This window comes from Methylocystis sp. JAN1, from assembly GCF_052186135.1.
Lineage (GTDB): Bacteria > Pseudomonadota > Alphaproteobacteria > Rhizobiales > Beijerinckiaceae > Methylocystis.
Genome location: NZ_CP181499.1, coordinates 3,800,655 through 3,818,483, shown reverse-complemented (window position 1 = coordinate 3,818,483; position 17,829 = coordinate 3,800,655). Strand labels below are relative to the sequence as shown.

The following is a 17,829-nucleotide window of genomic DNA, read 5'->3' as shown; positions in this document are numbered from 1 at the left end:
GCGTCAGGGGAATATTTCTCGTTGCTAATCAGGGGCCTGAAAGTTCTGTTCTCGACCATGGCGGCCTTTCTCTGGGCGCAGTCGCCGGGCGTGGCGACGGAATTGACGCCGCCTCCGAAGACGGACGCCAATGGCTGGATCGTCACCGTCAGCGTGATCGGCGCGGTCTCTCCGAGTTTCCCCGGCTCCGGCCAGATGCGCCCCTATCCGTTTCCGGCCGTGGCGGTCCGGCGGGTGGGCGAGGCGGAAACCTTCTCGACGCCCGACGAAGGCTTCGGCTTCCAGCTTTTCGATTATGGCGGCGTGCGCGTGGGGCCGGTCGCGAACTTCGTCTTTCAGCGCGGCCAGCGCGACGGCCTCTTCGGCCTGCGCCGCGTCCCGCTGACGCATGAAGTGGGCGGCTTTGTCGAATATCATCCTTTCGACCATTTCCGCGTCCGCGCCGAAATGCGCCAAGGCGTCGATGGTCACGAAGGTTTCGTCGCCGCCTTTTACGCCGACGCTTACGAGACCGTTGGCCGCTTTCGCTTCTCGGTCGGGCCGCGGCTGAATTTCGGCGACAACAATTACGCCAACGCCTACTTCTCCGTGACGCCCTTCGAGGCGCTGGTGAACGGGCGCCTCACGCCCTATACGGCGACAGGCGGCTTCACGGCCGCCGGCGGCATGGCGACGATCCGCTACCACCTCACCGACGATTTCGCCGTCTCCGTTTATGGCGGCGGCCAACGGCTCCTGGGCAGCGTGGGCTCCAGCCCGATCCCGAACCTCATCGGCTCCCGTAACCAGTTCAATGCGGGTTTAGCGCTGTCCTATTCCTTCATCGTGGCCGACCCGCTGCAATATGTTCCCGCGGCGCTGCGGCCCTGATGAACCTCCGCAGGCGAAAGCGCGCCGAGGGATGACGGCGTCGACCCCTTCGCTGCGCCAAAGGCGCGCCGAAAGGTCCGCAGCAACTTATTGAGAAATCGCGGCCTGGCTGCTTCGCCACGCCGCCGCCACAAAACTTACGGGGCGGGAGGGGCGTTAACCTCCTGCGGCCGGTCGTATTAACGAAATATGGGCGCATAATCGATTCATGACGGCCGGGGGCGGTTTCACCGCGGCGCAGGAACACGGCTTAATCACTTAAAATCAGTATGTTGTGCGCATGGATCAAATTTTACCCATTCCGGTTCCGGTAAATTATACTTACCTATGCCGCAGCCAAATCTAAATGCATTCGCGTAAAATGCGGATGAAATACTTTGAAGGGCGGCAAAACAAGAAATCTATTCTCGTCTCATCGAAGGGAGACGGGAAATGGTCGGCATCATCGGCAAAGCGGTTATGGCTTTCGGATTGGCGGGCGCTGGCGTTCTGGCCGTCGCCGCGACCTGCTCCGCAGGCCCCGACATGTCGAGCTACGCCGCAACCGGCCCGGAGACGAGCGTGCCGTTTGGCTGGGTCGACTTCTGCCAGAGGAACGGCGCGGAATGCGACGATGAGACCCGTGCGCCGCGCGACATTGACCTCGACGCGGCCGCGTTCAGGAAGATCGAACGCGTCAACGCCTGGGTGAACAAGAGCATCGCCCCGATCGCCGACGCCGATCATTGGGGGGCGCTCGATCAGTGGGATTATCCGACGGACGGCAAAGGCGACTGCGAGGATTATGCGCTTCTCAAGCGCCGCATGCTGATCGAGCAGGGCTTTCCGCGCGAGGCGCTGTTGTTGACCGTCGTCAAGGAAAGGAACGGCGACGGCCATTCCGTCCTGACCATCCGCACCAGTCGCGGCGAGTTCATCCTCGACAACCTCACCGACCAGGTGAAGCCCTGGACGAGGGCGCCCTATCGCTTCGTGAAGCGCCAGTCCCAGCAGAATCAAAACATCTGGGTCGCCATCGGCGAGCCCACGGCCGCGCCGGCCTATGTGTCGAACCGGCCCTGACGCCGTCTTCGGCCGCCGTCGTTTCGCCGCATTTTAGCGCCGCCCCGATCATGGCCGCGTTCCGCCGCGAGCGGGATGCTGACGGGTCATATCGTTGTTCTTAAACGTGTATGCCTGTTTTCGACGAGGAGCTGGCCGCGCTCGCGTAAACCATAAGTTAAGACGACCTTAACGCGGACCTTGGCAAAGCGGCCACAATCGTAAAAGATTTCTTAACGGTCCGTTGGCGGTTGGGGTTGCGTTAACATGCGTATTGCGCGTCAGGTTCTGGCTCTCGCTCTCGTCGTCCTCGGCCTTTCGGTTCTTCCGGCCGCCGCCGGCGCGAAGCTGCCGGTCTCCTCGGTCTCCCCTCTCGGTCCCGAGACGAGCGTTCCATTTGGCTGGGTCGATTTCTGCCAGCGTTACAGCGGCGAATGCGACGAGGCGGTTCGCGCCCCCGAGGCCATCGAGCTGACGGCGGCGGCGCTGCGCAAGATCGAGGGCGTCAACGCGCTCGTGAACAACAAGATCGCGCCGGTCTCTGACGCCGAGCACGCCGGCGTCCCGGACGCCTGGGACTATCCCTCCGACGGCAAGGGCGATTGCGAGGATTACGCGCTGCTGAAGCGCCGCGTGCTGATGGAGGCCGGCTTCCCGCGCGCCGCGCTGCTGCTTGCGGTGGTCAAGGACGAGCATGGCGACGGCCATGCGGTGTTGATGGCGCGCACGGATCGCGGCGACTTCGTTCTCGACAATCTCGCCGACGAGGTGAAGCCCTGGAACAGGACGCCCTATCGCTTCGTGAAGCGCCAGTCGCAGGAAAATCAGAATATGTGGGTGGCGGTCGGCGCGCCGACCAGCGCGCCGATGTATGTGGCGAAGTGAGAGGCCGAGCGGCTCACGGAGCCGGGCGGCGCTCCTGGCGCTTCGAGACGCTTGCTGCGCAAGCTCCTCGGCATAAGGGCTTTTTTTAGCGGTCGCTTAGGCCTCATCCTAAGGCGCGAGCGAAGCTCTCGTCTCGAAGGAGGGGTCGCCTCGGAGGTTTGTCAAGAGCGGGGCGATTCGGCCGTCAGCCTCCGATCTCGACGAGTCCCTTCGCATAGCGCCGGCCGTTCTCGACATAATGCTTCGCGGATTCGAGAAACTTCGCCCGCGAATCGAGGCCCAGCTCGCGGATCGCCTTCGCGGGCGAGCCGACGATCAGCGAATTGTCGGGGAATTCCTTGCCTTCCGTCACGAGCGCATTGGCGCCGACGAGGCAGTTCTTGCCGATCTTCGCGCCGTTCAGAATCGTCGCGCCCATGCCGATGAGGGCGCCGTCGCCGATCGCGCAGCCATGCAGGATCACATTATGGCCGACGGTGCAGTCGGCGCCGATGGTCAGCGGAAAGCCCATGTCCGTATGGAGAACGCTGTTGTCCTGGATGTTCGTGCGCGCGCCGATCGTGATCCACTCATTATCGCCGCGCAGGATGCAGTTGAACCACACATTGGCGTCTTCCCGCAGCTCGACGCGGCCGATGAGGTGCGCGCCGGGCGCAACGAAATAGCGGTCCCCCGCGGGCAGGCGCGGCGCAATTCCATCGAGCGTGTAGAGCGGCATCAGTTTCTCCTTGAGGGGCTTGAGGCGGCGCGACATTGCCATTTCCCGCCGCTTGCGAAAAGCAGCCCCCTTTTCGGCGGGGGAGGGCCTTGAGCGCGGCTTACGAAAAAGCGGGAGCCGGTTTTTCTCATGAAGCGCGCTCTAAACCTTTGGAAGCAGTCGCGTCGCCCGCATTTACGCGATTCCGCCCGAACGCGGCGCGATCTCGCGCGGGTTCGGCGCGTGAATGAAATAGTGTATAAACAGTTGCGGGCGCTTCGCTCTCAGCCGTCGGGCGGGCAATCGCCGGATTATTCTGGCCCAAAACGGGGCTTCGGCGAATCGGAGGCAGGGATCTGAACGGCGGCTTGCGTGACAGGATGCGGATGGCCGGCGCCTTGGCGGCGAAGGTTTTCGCGCGCGGCGCGGCGACGCCTTTTCACGTCGTGAAGTCCATGGCGATCGCGCCGCCCGAACGGCTGCGCATCGCGCCGCCCGACATTCGCACGGCCGATCCGACCGTGGCCGACGAAATCTACGCCGGCTATTTTTCCTTCGCCGGCAAGACGCTGCAAACCTATGGCGAGTCGCCCTTTTCGCTCACGCCGCCCTCGCCCGCCTGGCGCCGGGCGCTGGCGGGCTTTTCCTGGCTGCGGCATCTGCGCGCCGCCGACAAGACGCTGGCGCAAGCCAATGCAAGGGCGCTCGTCGCGGATTTCCTCGCGCTGAAAAAGCTGGTCCACGACGATCCGGCGATGGAGCCGGCGGTGGTGGCGAGACGGCTTTTGTCCTTCTTCTCGCAGTCGCCCGTGCTGCTCGACGGCGCCGAAGCGGAGTTTTACGACGCCTTCATGCTCTCGCTCGCCCAGAGCGCGCGACTGATCTGGCGGGCCATGGCCACGGGCCAGGCGCAGGGAGCCGATCGCGCGCTCTGCGCCATCGCGCTGGCGGAATTCGCCGTCTGCGCCGACACCGGCCGCAAGATCGCGCCGCAGATTTCCCGCATGCTGTCGACGGAGCTGGATCGGCAGATCCTCAGCGACGGCGGTCATGTCAGCCGCAATCCGCAGGTGGCGGTCGATCTGTTGCTCGACCTTCTGCCGCTGCGCCAGGTGCTCGCCGCGCGGGGCCTGCAGACGCCTTCCTCCATGTTGCGCGCGGTGGACCGCATGATGCCGACGCTGCGCATGTTGCAGCATGGCGACGGCTCGCTCGCGCTCTTCAACGGCATGGGCGCCACTCAGCTCGACCGCGTGGCGAGCGTGCTCGCCAATGAGGACACGCGTGGCGCCGCCCCGCTCAAGGCGCCCTATGTCGGCTATCAGCGGCTCGAGGCGAATGACGCGGTGGTTCTGGTCGAGGCCGGCGGGCCGCCGCCTTTCGAATTTTCCTCGACGGCCCATGCGGGATTTCTCTCCTTCGAATTTTCGCTCGGGATTGAGCGCGTCGTCGTGAATTGCGGCGCGCCGGCGCCGCCGCACGAGGATTTGCGGGATTTGGCGCGCGCGACGGCGGCGCATTCGACGCTCGTCCTGGACGACTGCTCTTCCGCGCGATTGGCCAAGAAGGAGGCCGGGCGGTGGCGCGCCGGGCGCATTCTCGATGGGCCGAGCCATGTCGGGGTCGAGCGCCACGAGGCGCCGGGCGCGACGACGCTGTCGCTCTCCCATGACGGCTACGCCCGGGCCTTCGGCCTCGTCCATGCGCGCGAGCTGATCCTCTCCGCCGACGGGACGGCGCTCGCCGGGCGAGACCGGCTGCTTGCCGGCGAGGGCGGAGCCATGGGGCCGGCGGGGGTCGATTTCGCCGTGCGCTTTCATCTCCATCCGCGCGTGCGGGCGGCGGAGCTGGAGGAGGCGGTCGAAATCCAGCTTTCGAATGGCGAGACGCTGATTTTCGAGGCCGAGGGCGTCTGGCCGCAGATCGAGGAAAGCATATTTTTCGCTGCGCCGGGCGGGGCGCGCAAATGCGCGCAAATCGTGCTGCGCGCAAAGGCCGCGCCGGGAGTCGAGCTGCGCTGGTCCTTCCAGAGGAGGTGAGCGGTTTCTCCTCCAAAGGATGTGTGATAAGCGCAGCGCGAAATATCCCGATGGAGAGGACGTCAATTCATGCCGGTCGATCAGCGTAAAATCGCGCGCGCCCTTCTTTCTGTCTCGGACAAGACGGGCCTCGTGGAATTTGCGCGCGCGCTGGCGGGCCATGGCGTCGAACTCGTCTCGACCGGCGGCACGCGCAAGGCGCTCGCGGACGCCGGCCTTGCGGTGAAGGACATTTCCGACCTCACGCATTTTCCCGAGATGATGGACGGCCGCCTCAAGACGCTGCACCCCAAGGTGCATGGCGGTCTGCTGGCGATCCGCGAGAATCCCGAGCACGAGGCGGCGATGCTCGCCCACGACATCCGCCCGATCGACCTTCTCGTGGTCAATCTCTATCCCTTCGAGGCGACGCTTGCGAAAGGCGCGCCTTTCGAGGAATGCGTCGAAAACATCGACATTGGCGGGCCGGCGATGATCCGCGCCGCCTCCAAGAATCATGACGACGTCGCCGTGGTCGTCGACGCTTCAGATTACGCCGCGTTGGCGGACGAGATGGCGGCGACGGGCGGAGCCACGACGCGCGCCACGCGCCGGCGGCTCGCGCAGAAGGCCTTCGCGCGCACGGCGGCCTATGATGCGGCGATCTCGAATTGGCTGGCGGCGGAACTCGGCGAAGCCGCGCCGCCCGTCCGCGCTTTCGGCGGCAGGCTCGCGGAGCCCATGCGCTATGGCGAAAATCCGCATCAGGCGGCGGGCTTCTATCTCACCGGCGAGGCGCGGCCCGGCGTCGCGACGGCGCGGCAGGCGCAGGGCAAGCAGCTCTCCTACAACAATGTGAACGACACGGACGCCGCCTTCGAATGCGTCGCGGAATTCGATCCCGCCCGCACGGCGGCCGTCGTCATCGTCAAGCACGCCAATCCTTGCGGCGTCGCGGAAGGCGCCTCGCTCGAAGCGGCCTATCTGAAGGCGCTGCGCTGCGATCCGGTCTCGGCCTTCGGCGGCATCGTCGCGCTCAATCGCAAGCTCGATGCGGCGGCGGCGCGCGAGATCGTCAAGGTCTTCACCGAAGTCATCATCGCGCCCGAGGCGGAAGACGAGGCGATTGAGGTCATCGCGGCCAAGAAGAATCTGCGGCTGCTGCTGACAGGGGGACTCCCCGATCCCCGCGCGCGCGGCGCGACCTTCCGCAGCGTCGCGGGCGGCTTCCTCGCGCAGACGCGCGACAACGCCGTCGTCGACGACATGGATCTGAAGGTCGTAACGAAGCGCGCGCCGACGCCGCAGGAGCTCGCCGATCTGAAATTCGCTTATCGCGTCGTCAAGCATGTGAAGTCCAACGCCATTGTCTATGCGAAAGACCTCGCCACGGTCGGCGTCGGCGCCGGGCAGATGTCGCGCGTCGACTCCTCGCGTATAGCGGCTCACAAGGCGGGAGAGGCGGCGCGGCTTGCGGGTCTCGCCGAGAGCCTCGCCAAGGGATCGGTCGTGGCGTCGGACGCCTTCTTCCCCTTCCCGGACGGTCTGCTCGCCGCCGCGGCGGCGGGCGCGACGGCGGTGATCCAGCCGGGCGGCTCGGTGAAGGACCGCGACGTCATCGCGAGCGCGGACGAGCAGGGCCTCGCCATGGTCTTCACCGGCGTGCGGCATTTCCGCCACTAGATCACGCCGCATGGTAGCGGAATCGCCCTAAACGCAGACAAGGTGATGGATTCCAAAAGCGTAGAGCGCGCTTCGCGCAAAACCGATTCCCGCTTTTCGCGACGCGCTCCGTATCGTTGCTTTTCCACAAAAGTAACCGTTGCGCGGCTTCGGCGCGCGGTTGATTACGCGAAAGCGGAAAGGCGCTAAGGTGGGGCTCTACTTCCGGTTTCAGGAGTCCTGTATGCGCCGCGCCTTTACTCTCTCACTCGGCCTCGTCACGGCTTTCGCGCTTCTTTCCAGCGACGCCCTGGCGAAGGCGCGCAAAACCGCGCCCGCTCAGCCGCCAGCGGCGGAAAGCGACGATTTCCCGATTCCATTGCCGAAAGACCTCACCACCAACAAGGATTGGCTCGACGACGGCGCCGGCGACCCGGCTTCGGGCGCGCTGCAGCCCAACGCGCACGCCAATGACAATTACTTCCTTCAGCAGCAGCAATTCTGGAGAAACGACCCGACGCGCTACACCGAAGCGGGCGAATTGTTCGACAATTGGTAATCCGTCATCGCGAAGGAAGCGACGCAATCCGGATCGGCGCTGCGGCTCTGGATTGCTTCGTCGTTTCGCTCCTCGCAATGACGAGCGAGATCGGCCTCAGTCGCCGCATCCCATGCGTCGCTCCTCCGCGACGATGTCGCGCACTGCGGCGCGCTGGCGGGCCGAAAGCGGCACGTCGTTTATGTCGTCAAAGCTGCATCCGGCATTGCCGAAGACCCGGATGGCCCGGGCGGTCTTGAAGCAATAGCCGGCGTCCTTGTAGATCTGATTGCGCGCGCTCCAGAGGCTCGCGCAGGAGGCTTGCGCGACGGAAGGCGCGAGAACGGCGCTCGTCATGACGACGCCGAGGGCGACAGCAAAAATCTTCATTTCGAAATCCCCAGTCTTCCTTGCCGGCTCGCATGGAGCGGCGGAAAGAGCCGGGCTTTTGCTCCGGCCCTTTTTTCACGGCCCGCATCAGTTGCAGACGCGCATGCGCTGGAAACCGACCACGTCACCCCAAGGATTATAGACCGGACGGCGGCTCGAATAGCAGTCGTGATAGATGACGCGGTGCTCGGTATAATAGCCGCCGCCCATGCCGCCCGCCATCGCGCCGACGGCGAAGGCGCCCACGCCGATCGCCGCGGCCGCGCCGTCGCTGACCCATGCCGCGGCCGGGGCGGTGGTGGAAACGATCGCCGCGCTCGACAGGCCGGCGACGAGAATGGCGGTGGTGGCGATCTTCTTGAACATGGCCTTCTCCTCTTTCCTTGTTCGCAACTCGATTTGCGATGAGAGAAGACTATGATCCTTTGCAGGGAATGTGGGTGCGTCGGCGCACATGGCGCGAAAACCGGAACGGATTCGTGGTTGAGAGCCGTTACGCCTCGCTCTGCGCGAGCAGCTTCTGCTGGTGGTCCGCGATGAGCGAGTCGATGATTTCGTCGAACTCGCCCTCCATCACGCGATCGAGCTTGTAGAGCGTGAGATTGATGCGGTGGTCGGTGACGCGCCCCTGCGGGAAATTATAAGTCCGGATGCGCTCCGAGCGGTCGCCCGAGCCCACCTGACTCTTGCGGTCGGCCGAGCGCTCCTTGTCGAGACGCTGACGCTCGGCGTCGTAGAGACGCGAGCGCAGCACGTTCATCGCCTTCGCCCTGTTGCGGTGCTGCGAACGCTCCTCCTGCATCATGACGACGATGCCGGTCGGGATATGCGTGATGCGGATGGCGGACTCCGTCTTGTTGACGTGCTGACCGCCGGCGCCCTGCGCGCGCATCGTGTCGATCTGCAAATCCCGCTCGTCGATGACGAGATCGACTTCCTCGGCCTGGGGCAGAACGGCGACGGTCGCCGCTGAAGTGTGAATGCGCCCCTGCGTTTCCGTCGCCGGCACGCGCTGCACGCGATGCACGCCCGATTCGAATTTCAGCTTTCCATAGACGCCGCGCCCCGTGATCTCCGCGACGATTTCCTTGAAGCCGCCAAGCGCGCCGGGACTCTCGGACACAAGCTCCACGCGCCAGCCCTGGAGCGCCGCGTATTTCTGATAGGCGCGGAAAAGGTCGCCCGCGAAAAGCGCGGCCTCGTCGCCGCCCGTGCCGGCGCGCACTTCGAGAATGACGCCCTTCTCGTCCGCTTCGTCCTTCGGCAGCAAGGCGAGCTGCAGGGTCTTTTCGGCCTTCTCCAGCCGTTCGCGCGCCTCGCCGACCTCGGCTTCGGCGAGCGCGCGCATCTCCTTGTCGAGCGACGGCTCGGCGAGCATGGCGGCGAGGTCGTGGGTCTCGCGCTCGGCGGCGCGATAGGCGCGGATCGCCTCCACGACGTCGTCGAGCGTCGCGCGCTCGCGCGAGAGCGCGACGAACGCCTGCCCGTCGGCGCCGCTGGCGAGCTTCTCGCCGATTTCGTCATAGCGGCGCAAAATAAGATCGAGCTTGTCTTGTGCGAACATTCGGGTTTCGGATTTGCGGAGCGGGAAAAGCGAGGCGGCGCGCCACTAGAGCGGAATGTTGCGCGCGAGCGCATAGTCGCGCAGCTTCTCGCGCACGGAGGGGGCGCCGTCGTCGGAGGCGAGCACCGACGCCAGGAAAACCTGGACCTCGTCGAGATCGACGTTGAGGATCATCGACTTGACGGGACCGATCGCCGACGGCGACATTGAGAGCGAGCGATAGCCGATGGCGAGCAAGGCGAGCGCTTCGAGCGGCCGGCCGCCCATCTCGCCGCAGAGCGTCACCGGCGTGCCCGCGCGCCGGCCCGCGTCGGCGACGCGCTCCAGCGCGCGCAGCACGGGCGGCGACAGATTGTCGTAGCGCTTGGAGACGCGCGTATTGTCGCGGTCCGCCGCATACATGTACTGCACCAGATCGTTGGAGCCGACCGAGAGAAAGTCGGCCCGCTCCGCGATGAGGTCGAGCTCCCACAGAAGCGACGGCACTTCGACCATCGCGCCGAGATGCAGGGAGCTGGGCTCGGGATAGCCGTGGCGCCGGATGTGATCGAGCTCGCGCAGCGCGATGGCCTTCGCCGCCTCGAACTCCGCGACATTGGCGATCATGGGGAACATGACGCGCAGACTACGCCCGGCGCCGGCCTTCAGCATGGCGCGCAACTGCATGCGCAGCAGCCCCGGCCGGTCGAGCCCGATGCGGATGGCGCGCCAGCCGAGCGCGGGATTCTCCTCGTCGATCGTCGCCATATAGGGAAGGATCTTGTCGGAGCCGATGTCGAGCGTGCGGAAGGTCACGGGGCGATCCGGCACCGCGTCCATCACGCCCTTGTAAAAGCGATACTGCTCGTCCATGCGCGGGAAGCGCGGCGCGAGCATGAATTGCAGCTCGGTGCGGAAGAGGCCGATCGACTGCGCGCCCGTTTCGTGCACATGCGGCACGTCGATGGCGAGGCCGGCGTTCATGTGCAGCGCGATCGGCACGCCGTCCCTGGTGACGGCGGGCACGTCGCGCAGCTTGGCGTATTGCTCCTGGCGCCGCGCGCGCAGCCGCGCCTTTTCGGCATAGGCGCTCTGCACGTCGGCCTGCGGACGCACATGCACTTCGCCCGTCGACCCGTCGATGATGATCGGATCGCCGGTCTCGACGAGGTCGATGATTCCCGACACGAGACCGACGGTCGCGATCCCGAGCGCGCGCGCGACGATGGCGACATGGCTCGACGGGCCGCCTTCCTCGAGCACGAGCCCGCGCAGCCGCGCGCGGTCATAGTCGAGCAGCGCCGCCGGACCCATGGTGCGCGCCACGATGATGGCGTTCTCCGGCACGCTCTCGCGGTCGGCGACATAGCTCTGGCCGGTGAGCTGGTGCAGCAGGCGGTTGGCGATGTCGTCGAGATCGTGGAGCCGGTCGCGCAGATAGGGATCGGTCTGGCGCTGCATGCGCGCGCGGGCGTCGCTCTGCACGCGCTCCACCGCCGCTTCCGCGGTGAGGCCCGACTTCACGGCCTCGCGCAGGCGCCGGACCCAGCCCTGGTCATAGGCGACCATGCGGACGGTCTCCAGCACGTCGCGATGCTCGCCCGCGCCGATCCGGTCGCCATGGGCGACCAGCTCGTCGATCGAGGCGCGCATGGCGTCGACCGCCTGCTCGAGCCGGGTCAGCTCGCGCGAAAGGTCTTCCGCGACGAGCTGCTTCACCACCACGCGCGGCTCGTGCAGCAGGACATGACCGAGGCCGACGCCCTCGTTCATCGGCGCGCCCTTGAGGGAGGCGGGCCGGTAGAGGGCGAGGTCGCGCGGATCCTCGATCGCCTGCAACTCGCCCGAAGCGATAAGCTCCGCGAGCAGCATCGCCGTGGTCTGGAGCGCCTCGACTTCTTCTTCCGAGTAGACGCGGCGCACCTTGTTCTGAACGACGAGAACGCCGAGCGTCGAGCCGCCGCGCAGGATCGGCACGCCGAGGAAGGAGTGGTAGGCGTCTTCGCCCGTCTCCGGCTTGTAGGCGAAGGCGGGGTGGTCCTGCGCCTCGGAGAGGGCGAGCGGCTCGGCGCTGCGGGCGATGAGGCCGACAAGGCCCTCGCCGGCATGCATGGTCGTCTGGTGGACCGCCTCGCGGTTCAGGCCCTCGGTGGCGTAGAGCTCGAGACGCTGGTCTGCGCGAAGGACGTAGACGGAGCAGACCTCGGCCACCATGTTCGCGGCGATTTGCACCACGATCTTGTCGAGACGCGTCTGCGCGCTCACCGGCTCCGCGCTGATCTCGCGCAGCCGGCGCAGCAGAAGGCGGGGGCCGCCAAGAGCGCTACGCATCCGTTCCATTCCCATCCACAGCGCGCCGCCCGCGGCAGGCCGTCGCGAAAAAACCGCCATTCACCCTTTTTGGAAATCCGCGCGCCGCGCCTCTGACGTCCCTCAAGCGTATATTGACGGCGTCCGCCATCCGCAAGCGCAGCCGACCTCCCCTCGCAAAGACCATACCGCATTTTGGCCGGTTTGAATCGACTTGCGGATCGGCGGCGGAGGCTCTACTGAATTTAGGAGAAACCCTCGCCGGTTGCGACGCCCTGGGGGCGCGGCGTCGGCTTCGTCCGGGGGCCTGGGCGTCCGGGCGCCGGAGAGCCGCAAGTCGCATTTTTTGGCCTAGCAATTGTCGCGCCTTGACCGTGATCAGAGAATAATGAACAGGCGCTCGCGGGGTCGAGCGCCAGCTAGCAGGCCGCAGCCGAGAAGAGAATGTGCGTCTCCAAAAGCTTCTGATCGCCCTTTTTGCCCTCCTGATCTCCACCGCCGCGGCGCTGGCCGTTGAATCCGTCCGCGTGCCGCAGGGCGCCAAGGCGATCGACCTCACCCATGTCGTGGAAAAGCACAATTCGCAGAGCGACCGGCTGCAGGTTTCCACGGCGCCGGGGTCCGACGGCATTGTGCGCCGCATCGAAGTCGGCGCCCGTGAGGCCGGGAGCCGGCCGAACTGGATCGTCTTCGCGCTGACGAACGACACGGACGAGCAGATCGAGCGCCTGATCGTGGCGCCGCATTTCCGCCTGCAGGGCTCGGGCGTGATCTGGCCCGATCTCGGCTCCACGCGCATTTCGGCCATCACTGCGAGCCAGGGCTTCCCGCCCGAGGCCGAGGATAGCGCCGACGCGGACGTGTTCCGCCTGACGCTCGATCCGGGCACGACCGTCACTTACGTCGCCGAGCTGCGCACGCCGAATCTCCCCCAGCTCTATCTGTGGGAGCCCGAGGCCTATAAGGACAAGGTGACGAGCCTCACCCTCTATAAGGGCATCGTCATCGGCATCGCCGGTCTCCTCGCCCTCTTCCTCACCATCGTCTTCGTGGTGAAGGGCGCCGTGATCTTTCCTGCGGCGGCCGCGCTCGCCTGGGCGGTGCTGGCCTATGTCTGCATCGATTTCGGCTTCTGGGACAAGATCTTCGGCTCCGGCGCCGACGCCGACCGCATCTGGCGCGCGGGCGCCGAGACCGTGCTTTCCGCGACGCTGGTCGTGTTTCTCTTCGCCTATCTCAATCTCAATCGCTGGCATGTGCGCGCCTGGCATGTCGCCGCGCTGTGGCTTCTCATTCTCCTCGACCTCGTCGGCCTGGCGGTTTTTGACGCCCCCGTCGCCGCCGGCGTCGCGCGCATCTCGCTCGCGACCGTCGCCGTCGTCGGCTTCGTGCTGGTGCTCTATCTCGCCTCGCACGGCTTCGACCGGGCGATCATGCTGATCCCGACCTGGTTCCTGCTTGTCGTCTGGGTGGCGACGGCGGGCTTCGCCGTCGCCGGCTGGATGACAAACGACCTCGTCTCGCCGGCGCTTGTCGGCGGCCTGGTGCTCATCGTGATGCTCATCGGCTTCACGGTGATGCAGAACGCCTTCGCGACAGGGGGCTTGTCCCATGGCGCGATCAGCGACGTGGAGCGCAAGGCGCTGGCCATGACCGGCGCCAATGAGATCGTCTTCGATTGGGACGTGCCCGCGGACCATATTTATGTGAGCCCCGAGATCGAGGCGGCGCTGGGCCTCGACCGCGGCGGGCTCGAAGGCGCCGCCTCCTCCTGGCTCGATCTGCTGCATCCCTTCGAGCAGGACCGCTACCGCGCCTGTCTCGACGCGCTGCTGGAGCAGCGTCGCGGCCGCATCAATCAGGAATTCCGGCTCCGCGCGGCGGACGGCCATTATCTCTGCTACCGTCTGCGCGCGCGGCCGGTCGTCGGGCCGGATGGCGAGGTGATTCGCGTCGTCGGCACGCTCACCGACGTCACGGACGAGCGCAACGCCCAGGAGCGCCTGCTGCACGACGCCGTGCACGACAATCTCACGGGCTTGCCCAATCGCGAGCTGTTCTTCGACCGTCTCGAAGCCGCATTGGTCTTCGCGCGCATGGAGAAGGACGTGCGCCCGACGGTGCTCGTCATCGACATCGACCGCTTCAAGCAGATCAACGAGCAGGTCGGCATCGCCATGGGCGACAGCATCCTGCTTACCGTGGCGCACCGCCTCACGCGCCTCTTGCAGCCCCAGGACACGCTGGCGCGCCTCAGCGGCGACGCCTTCGCAATCATCCTCGCCTCCGAGAGCCACGCCGATCACGTCATCAATCTCGCCGATTCGGTGCGCCGCTCGCTCGCGACGCCGGTGCGCTTCACGGACCGCGAGATCGCGCTCTTCGCCTCGATTGGAATCGCGCTTTATGATCAGCAGATGCATCCGGGCGCGGAGGACATGGTGGAGGACGCGGAGATCGCCATGCGCTACGCCAAGCGCGCCGGCGGCAACCGCATCGAGGTTTTCCGTCCCTCCATGCGCGCGCAGCGCTCCGATCGCCTGACGCTGGAGGCCGATATGCGCCGGGCGCTGGAGCGCGGCGAGGCGAAGGTCTTCTTTCAGCCGATCGTGCGGCTCGAGGATCGCACCATCGCCGGCTTCGAGGCGCTGCTGCGCTGGGACCATCCGCGCCTCGGGCGCCTCGAGCCCGCGCAATTCATCCCGATCGCCGAGCAGACCGGCCTCATCATCGATTTCGGCCTGCTGGCGCTGGAACGCACGGCGCGCGAACTCGCCGCCTGGCAGCGGGCCCTCGCCGTCGATCCGCCGATCTTCGCCTCGGTCAACGTCTCCTCGCGGCAACTCCTGCGCCACGATCTGCTGCGCGACGTGAAGAGCGTGCTGCTGCGCCATGACGTGATGAAGGGCAGCCTCAAGCTCGAGCTGACCGAAAGCCTTGTGATGGAGAACCCGGAATACGCCGCCCAGATGCTCCAGCGCATCAAGGAGCTCGGCGCGGGCCTCTCGCTGGACGATTTCGGCACGGGTTATTCCTCGCTCGCCTATCTGCAGCGTTTCCCCTTCGACACGATCAAGATCGACCGCTCCTTCGTGAAGCAGAGCGGCAAGGGCGCGCGGCCCGTGATTCTGCGCTCCATCATCGCGCTGGCGCAGGACCTCGGCATGGACGTCGTGGCCGAGGGCGCGGAGACGGAGGCCGACGCCATCGAGCTCTACCAGCTCGGCTGCGGCTATGCGCAGGGCTACGCCTTCGGGCGCCCGATCAGCGCGCAGGAAGCGCGGCGGCTCGTGGGCGCGGCGCCGGAGGCGGCGGCTTAGTTGCGCCCGAAAAGTTGGGCGCGAGCTAAATCCTCCCTTTACGGGGAGGGTGGCCCCGCGAAAGCGGGGTCGGGTGGGGCCGGCCCCATCACGCACATCACGGTTAGAACCCCACCCGGTGGTCTTCGACCGCCGACCTCCCCGTAAAGGGAAGGTATTACGCGGCTAAAGGCGGACCATCGTCATCGCTGCCCGGGAGCCTCTCGCTCCCCGCCGAGGAACAGGCTAGGCTGTTCACTCTCGCTTCGTTTCCCGCCATTGCGCGCGCAGCAGAGCCATCCAGAACCAGAGCGCTTGGATGGCTTCTCGCCCAATGACGGTATGGGTTTCATCGCGACATGACCAAAAAGAAAGCGCCGGAACTCGCGCCCGTCGACTCTCTAAGCGCCGCCGAGGCCCGCGCCGAACATGCCCGGCTCGGCGAGGACATCGCCCGTTACGATCGCGCCTATTATCAGGAAGACGCGCCCCTCGTTCCCGACGCGGAATATGACGCGGCGCGCCGCCGCTACGAGGCGCTGGAAAAGGCCTTTCCGGAACTCGCCACAGAAGAATCCCTCACAAAAAAGATCGGCGCAAAGCCGAGCGAGAAATTCGCCAAAGTGAAGCATGCCGTGCCGATGCTCTCGCTCGGCAATGTGTTTGCGGATGAGGAGGTTCGCGACTTCGTCGCCCGCGTCCGCCGTTTCCTGAATCGTCCGGAAGGCGAGATCCTCTTCACAGCCGAGCCGAAAATCGACGGGCTTTCCTGCTCGCTGCGCTATGAGCGCGGCCATCTCGCGCAGGCGGCGACGCGCGGCGACGGTTATGAGGGCGAGGACGTCACGGCCAATATCCGCACGCTGAAGGAGGTCCCGCATCGTCTGCATGACGGCGCGCCGGAGGTGCTGGAGGTGCGCGGCGAGGTCTATATGACGCATGCGGCTTTCGCGGCCTTGAACGAGCGGCAGAAAGCGGCGGGCAGGCAGGTCTTCGCCAATCCGCGCAACGCCGCGGCCGGGTCGCTGCGCCAGCTCGATCCGCGGATCACGGCCGAGCGGCCGCTGCATTTTTTCGCTTATGGCTGGGGCGAGGCGAGCGAACTGCCGGCGAAGACCCAATGGGGCGTGCTGGAGGCGTTCAAGCGCTACGGCCTGAAGGTCAATCCGCGCACGAGGCTTTGCGGCAGCGTCGAGGAAATGCTCGCCCATTACCATGCGATCGAGGCGGATCGCGCGACGCTCGGCTACGACATTGACGGCGTCGTCTACAAGATCGACGACATCGCGCTTCAGGAGCGGCTTGGCTTCGTCTCGCGCGCGCCGCGCTGGGCGGTGGCGCATAAATTTCCAGCGGAACGCGCGGCCACGATCCTGCGCGACATCGAGATCCAGGTCGGCCGCACCGGCGCGCTCACGCCGGTCGCGCGGCTGACGCCGGTGACGGTCGGCGGCGTCGTGGTTTCGAACGCGACGCTCCACAATGAAGACGAGATCGCGCGCAAGGACATTCGCATCGGCGACACGGTCGTCGTGCAGCGCGCGGGCGACGTCATTCCGCAGATTGTCGAGGTGGTGCGCGAAAAGCGCCCGCATGGGACGAAGCCCTATCAATTTCCGCATGTCTGCCCCGTCTGCGGCTCGGCCGCCTTGCGCGAGATCGACGAGAAGACGGGAACGGCCGACGTCGTGCGCCGCTGCACGGGCTCGCTCGTCTGCCCGGCGCAGGCGGTCGAGCGGCTCAAGCATTTCGCCTCGCGCAACGCTTTCGACATTGAAGGGCTCGGCGACAAGCAGATTGAATATTTCTTCCAGGAGGGCCTGATCCGAACGCCCTCCGATATCTTCACGCTGGAAGAGCGCGACCGCGCGAGCCTTGCGAAAATCAAGAATCGCGAGGGCTTCGGCGAGACCTCGGTGCGCAATCTCTTCGCGGCGATTGAGGCGCGGCGGACGATCCCGGTCAACCGCTTCCTCTATGCCCTCGGCATCCGCCATATCGGAGAGACCAACGCGCGGCGCCTCGCGCGACATTTCGGCGATTTCGAGAGCCTGCGCGAGACGGCGCGCGAGGCGGCGCCCGGAACGGAAGCGCGCGCGCGCATCGATTGCATCGACGGCGTCGGGCCGGTCGTCGCCGAGGCGCTGCACGACTTCTTCGCGGAGCCGCATAACGAGAAAGAGATCGACGCGCTGTTGGAGCAGGTGACGCTGGAGCCGATGCCGGAAATCGCGTCGTCCTCGCCCGTCGCCGGCAAGACGGTGGTGTTCACCGGCTCGCTGGAGCGCCTCACGCGCGACGAGGCGAAGGCGCAGGCCGAGCGCTTCGGCGCGAAAGTGGCGGCGTCTGTGTCGAAAAAGACGGACCTTGTCGTGGCGGGTCCGGGCGCGGGGTCCAAGCTCGCGAAAGCGCAGGAGCTTGGGATCGAGGTGATTAGCGAGGACGAGTGGTTTGTGCGGACGGGGCAAGGGTAACGGTCGAGGCGGCCTCGTCCTTCGAGACGCGCGCTTTGCGCGCTCCTCAGGATGAGGCCTAACTTATTGCCCGCAAAAAGAAGCCCCTCATGCTGAGGAGCG

At 66.0% G+C, this 17,829-nt stretch carries 13 protein-coding genes; 8 read left to right on the top strand and 5 right to left on the bottom strand.

Annotated elements, in window-relative coordinates; translation table 11 throughout:
- Positions 1-21: 21 nt before the first annotated feature.
- The 3 genes from ACNHKD_RS18280 (at position 22) to ACNHKD_RS18270 (ending at position 2,796) form a co-directional block, all read left to right on the top strand.
- Positions 22-870: a MipA/OmpV family protein gene (locus ACNHKD_RS18280; protein WP_442754909.1), complete on the top strand. Its 849-nt coding sequence runs from the start codon at positions 22-24 to the stop codon at positions 868-870.
- Positions 871-1,302: 432 nt separating this feature from the next.
- Positions 1,303-1,932, top strand: coding sequence for a transglutaminase-like cysteine peptidase (locus ACNHKD_RS18275; RefSeq protein ID WP_442754908.1), 630 nt, complete (start codon positions 1,303-1,305; stop codon positions 1,930-1,932).
- A 246-nt stretch (positions 1,933-2,178) separates the two neighbouring features.
- Complete coding sequence (locus ACNHKD_RS18270) at positions 2,179-2,796, top strand: transglutaminase-like cysteine peptidase (protein WP_442754907.1); 618 nt, start codon at positions 2,179-2,181, stop codon at positions 2,794-2,796.
- Between the two features lie 184 nt (positions 2,797-2,980).
- On the opposite strand, the gene ACNHKD_RS18265 is transcribed toward ACNHKD_RS18270, so the two are convergent.
- Complete coding sequence (locus ACNHKD_RS18265; RefSeq protein ID WP_442756933.1) at positions 2,981-3,514, bottom strand: gamma carbonic anhydrase family protein; 534 nt, start codon at positions 3,512-3,514, stop codon at positions 2,981-2,983.
- 365 nt (positions 3,515-3,879) lie between these two features.
- Here ACNHKD_RS18265 and ACNHKD_RS18260 point away from each other — a divergent pair, with 365 nt between their 5' ends.
- From ACNHKD_RS18260 to ACNHKD_RS18250, 3 genes are all read left to right on the top strand, one after another.
- Positions 3,880-5,532 carry a heparinase II/III family protein gene (locus ACNHKD_RS18260; RefSeq protein WP_442754906.1) on the top strand — a complete coding sequence of 551 codons (1,653 nt, stop codon included), beginning with the start codon at positions 3,880-3,882 and terminating at the stop codon, positions 5,530-5,532.
- Positions 5,533-5,601: 69 nt separating this feature from the next.
- Positions 5,602-7,194 (top strand): bifunctional phosphoribosylaminoimidazolecarboxamide formyltransferase/IMP cyclohydrolase, encoded by a 1,593-nt coding sequence (purH, locus tag ACNHKD_RS18255; protein WP_442754905.1) that lies wholly within the window; start codon positions 5,602-5,604, stop codon positions 7,192-7,194.
- 223 nt (positions 7,195-7,417) lie between these two features.
- A complete protein-coding gene (locus ACNHKD_RS18250; protein WP_442754904.1) occupies positions 7,418-7,732 on the top strand; it encodes a cellulose-binding protein in 315 nt (104 codons plus the stop codon).
- A 96-nt stretch (positions 7,733-7,828) separates the two neighbouring features.
- Here the strand turns inward: ACNHKD_RS18250 and ACNHKD_RS18245 are convergent, their stop codons facing one another.
- The 4 genes from ACNHKD_RS18245 to ptsP form a co-directional block, all read right to left on the bottom strand.
- Complete coding sequence (locus tag ACNHKD_RS18245) at positions 7,829-8,101, bottom strand: YARHG domain-containing protein (protein WP_442754903.1); 273 nt, start codon at positions 8,099-8,101, stop codon at positions 7,829-7,831.
- An 87-nt stretch (positions 8,102-8,188) separates the two neighbouring features.
- The gene (locus ACNHKD_RS18240) at positions 8,189-8,467 is read right to left on the bottom strand and encodes a hypothetical protein (protein WP_442754902.1); all 279 of its coding nucleotides are present in this window, start codon (positions 8,465-8,467) and stop codon (positions 8,189-8,191) included.
- A gap of 127 nt (positions 8,468-8,594) precedes the next feature.
- Complete coding sequence (gene prfA, locus ACNHKD_RS18235; protein ID WP_442754901.1) at positions 8,595-9,665, bottom strand: peptide chain release factor 1; 1,071 nt, start codon at positions 9,663-9,665, stop codon at positions 8,595-8,597.
- A 45-nt stretch (positions 9,666-9,710) separates the two neighbouring features.
- Complete coding sequence (ptsP, locus tag ACNHKD_RS18230) at positions 9,711-11,975, bottom strand: phosphoenolpyruvate--protein phosphotransferase (protein WP_442754900.1); 2,265 nt, start codon at positions 11,973-11,975, stop codon at positions 9,711-9,713.
- Positions 11,976-12,400: 425 nt separating this feature from the next.
- On the opposite strand from ptsP, the gene ACNHKD_RS18225 reads away from it, so the two are divergent.
- Together ACNHKD_RS18225 and ligA are read left to right on the top strand one after the other, a co-directional pair.
- Positions 12,401-15,274 (top strand): EAL domain-containing protein, encoded by a 2,874-nt coding sequence (locus ACNHKD_RS18225; RefSeq protein ID WP_442754899.1) that lies wholly within the window; start codon positions 12,401-12,403, stop codon positions 15,272-15,274.
- Between the two features lie 338 nt (positions 15,275-15,612).
- Positions 15,613-17,727: an NAD-dependent DNA ligase LigA gene (gene ligA, locus ACNHKD_RS18220; protein ID WP_442754898.1), complete on the top strand. Its 2,115-nt coding sequence runs from the start codon at positions 15,613-15,615 to the stop codon at positions 17,725-17,727.
- Positions 17,728-17,829: the final 102 nt, after the last annotated feature.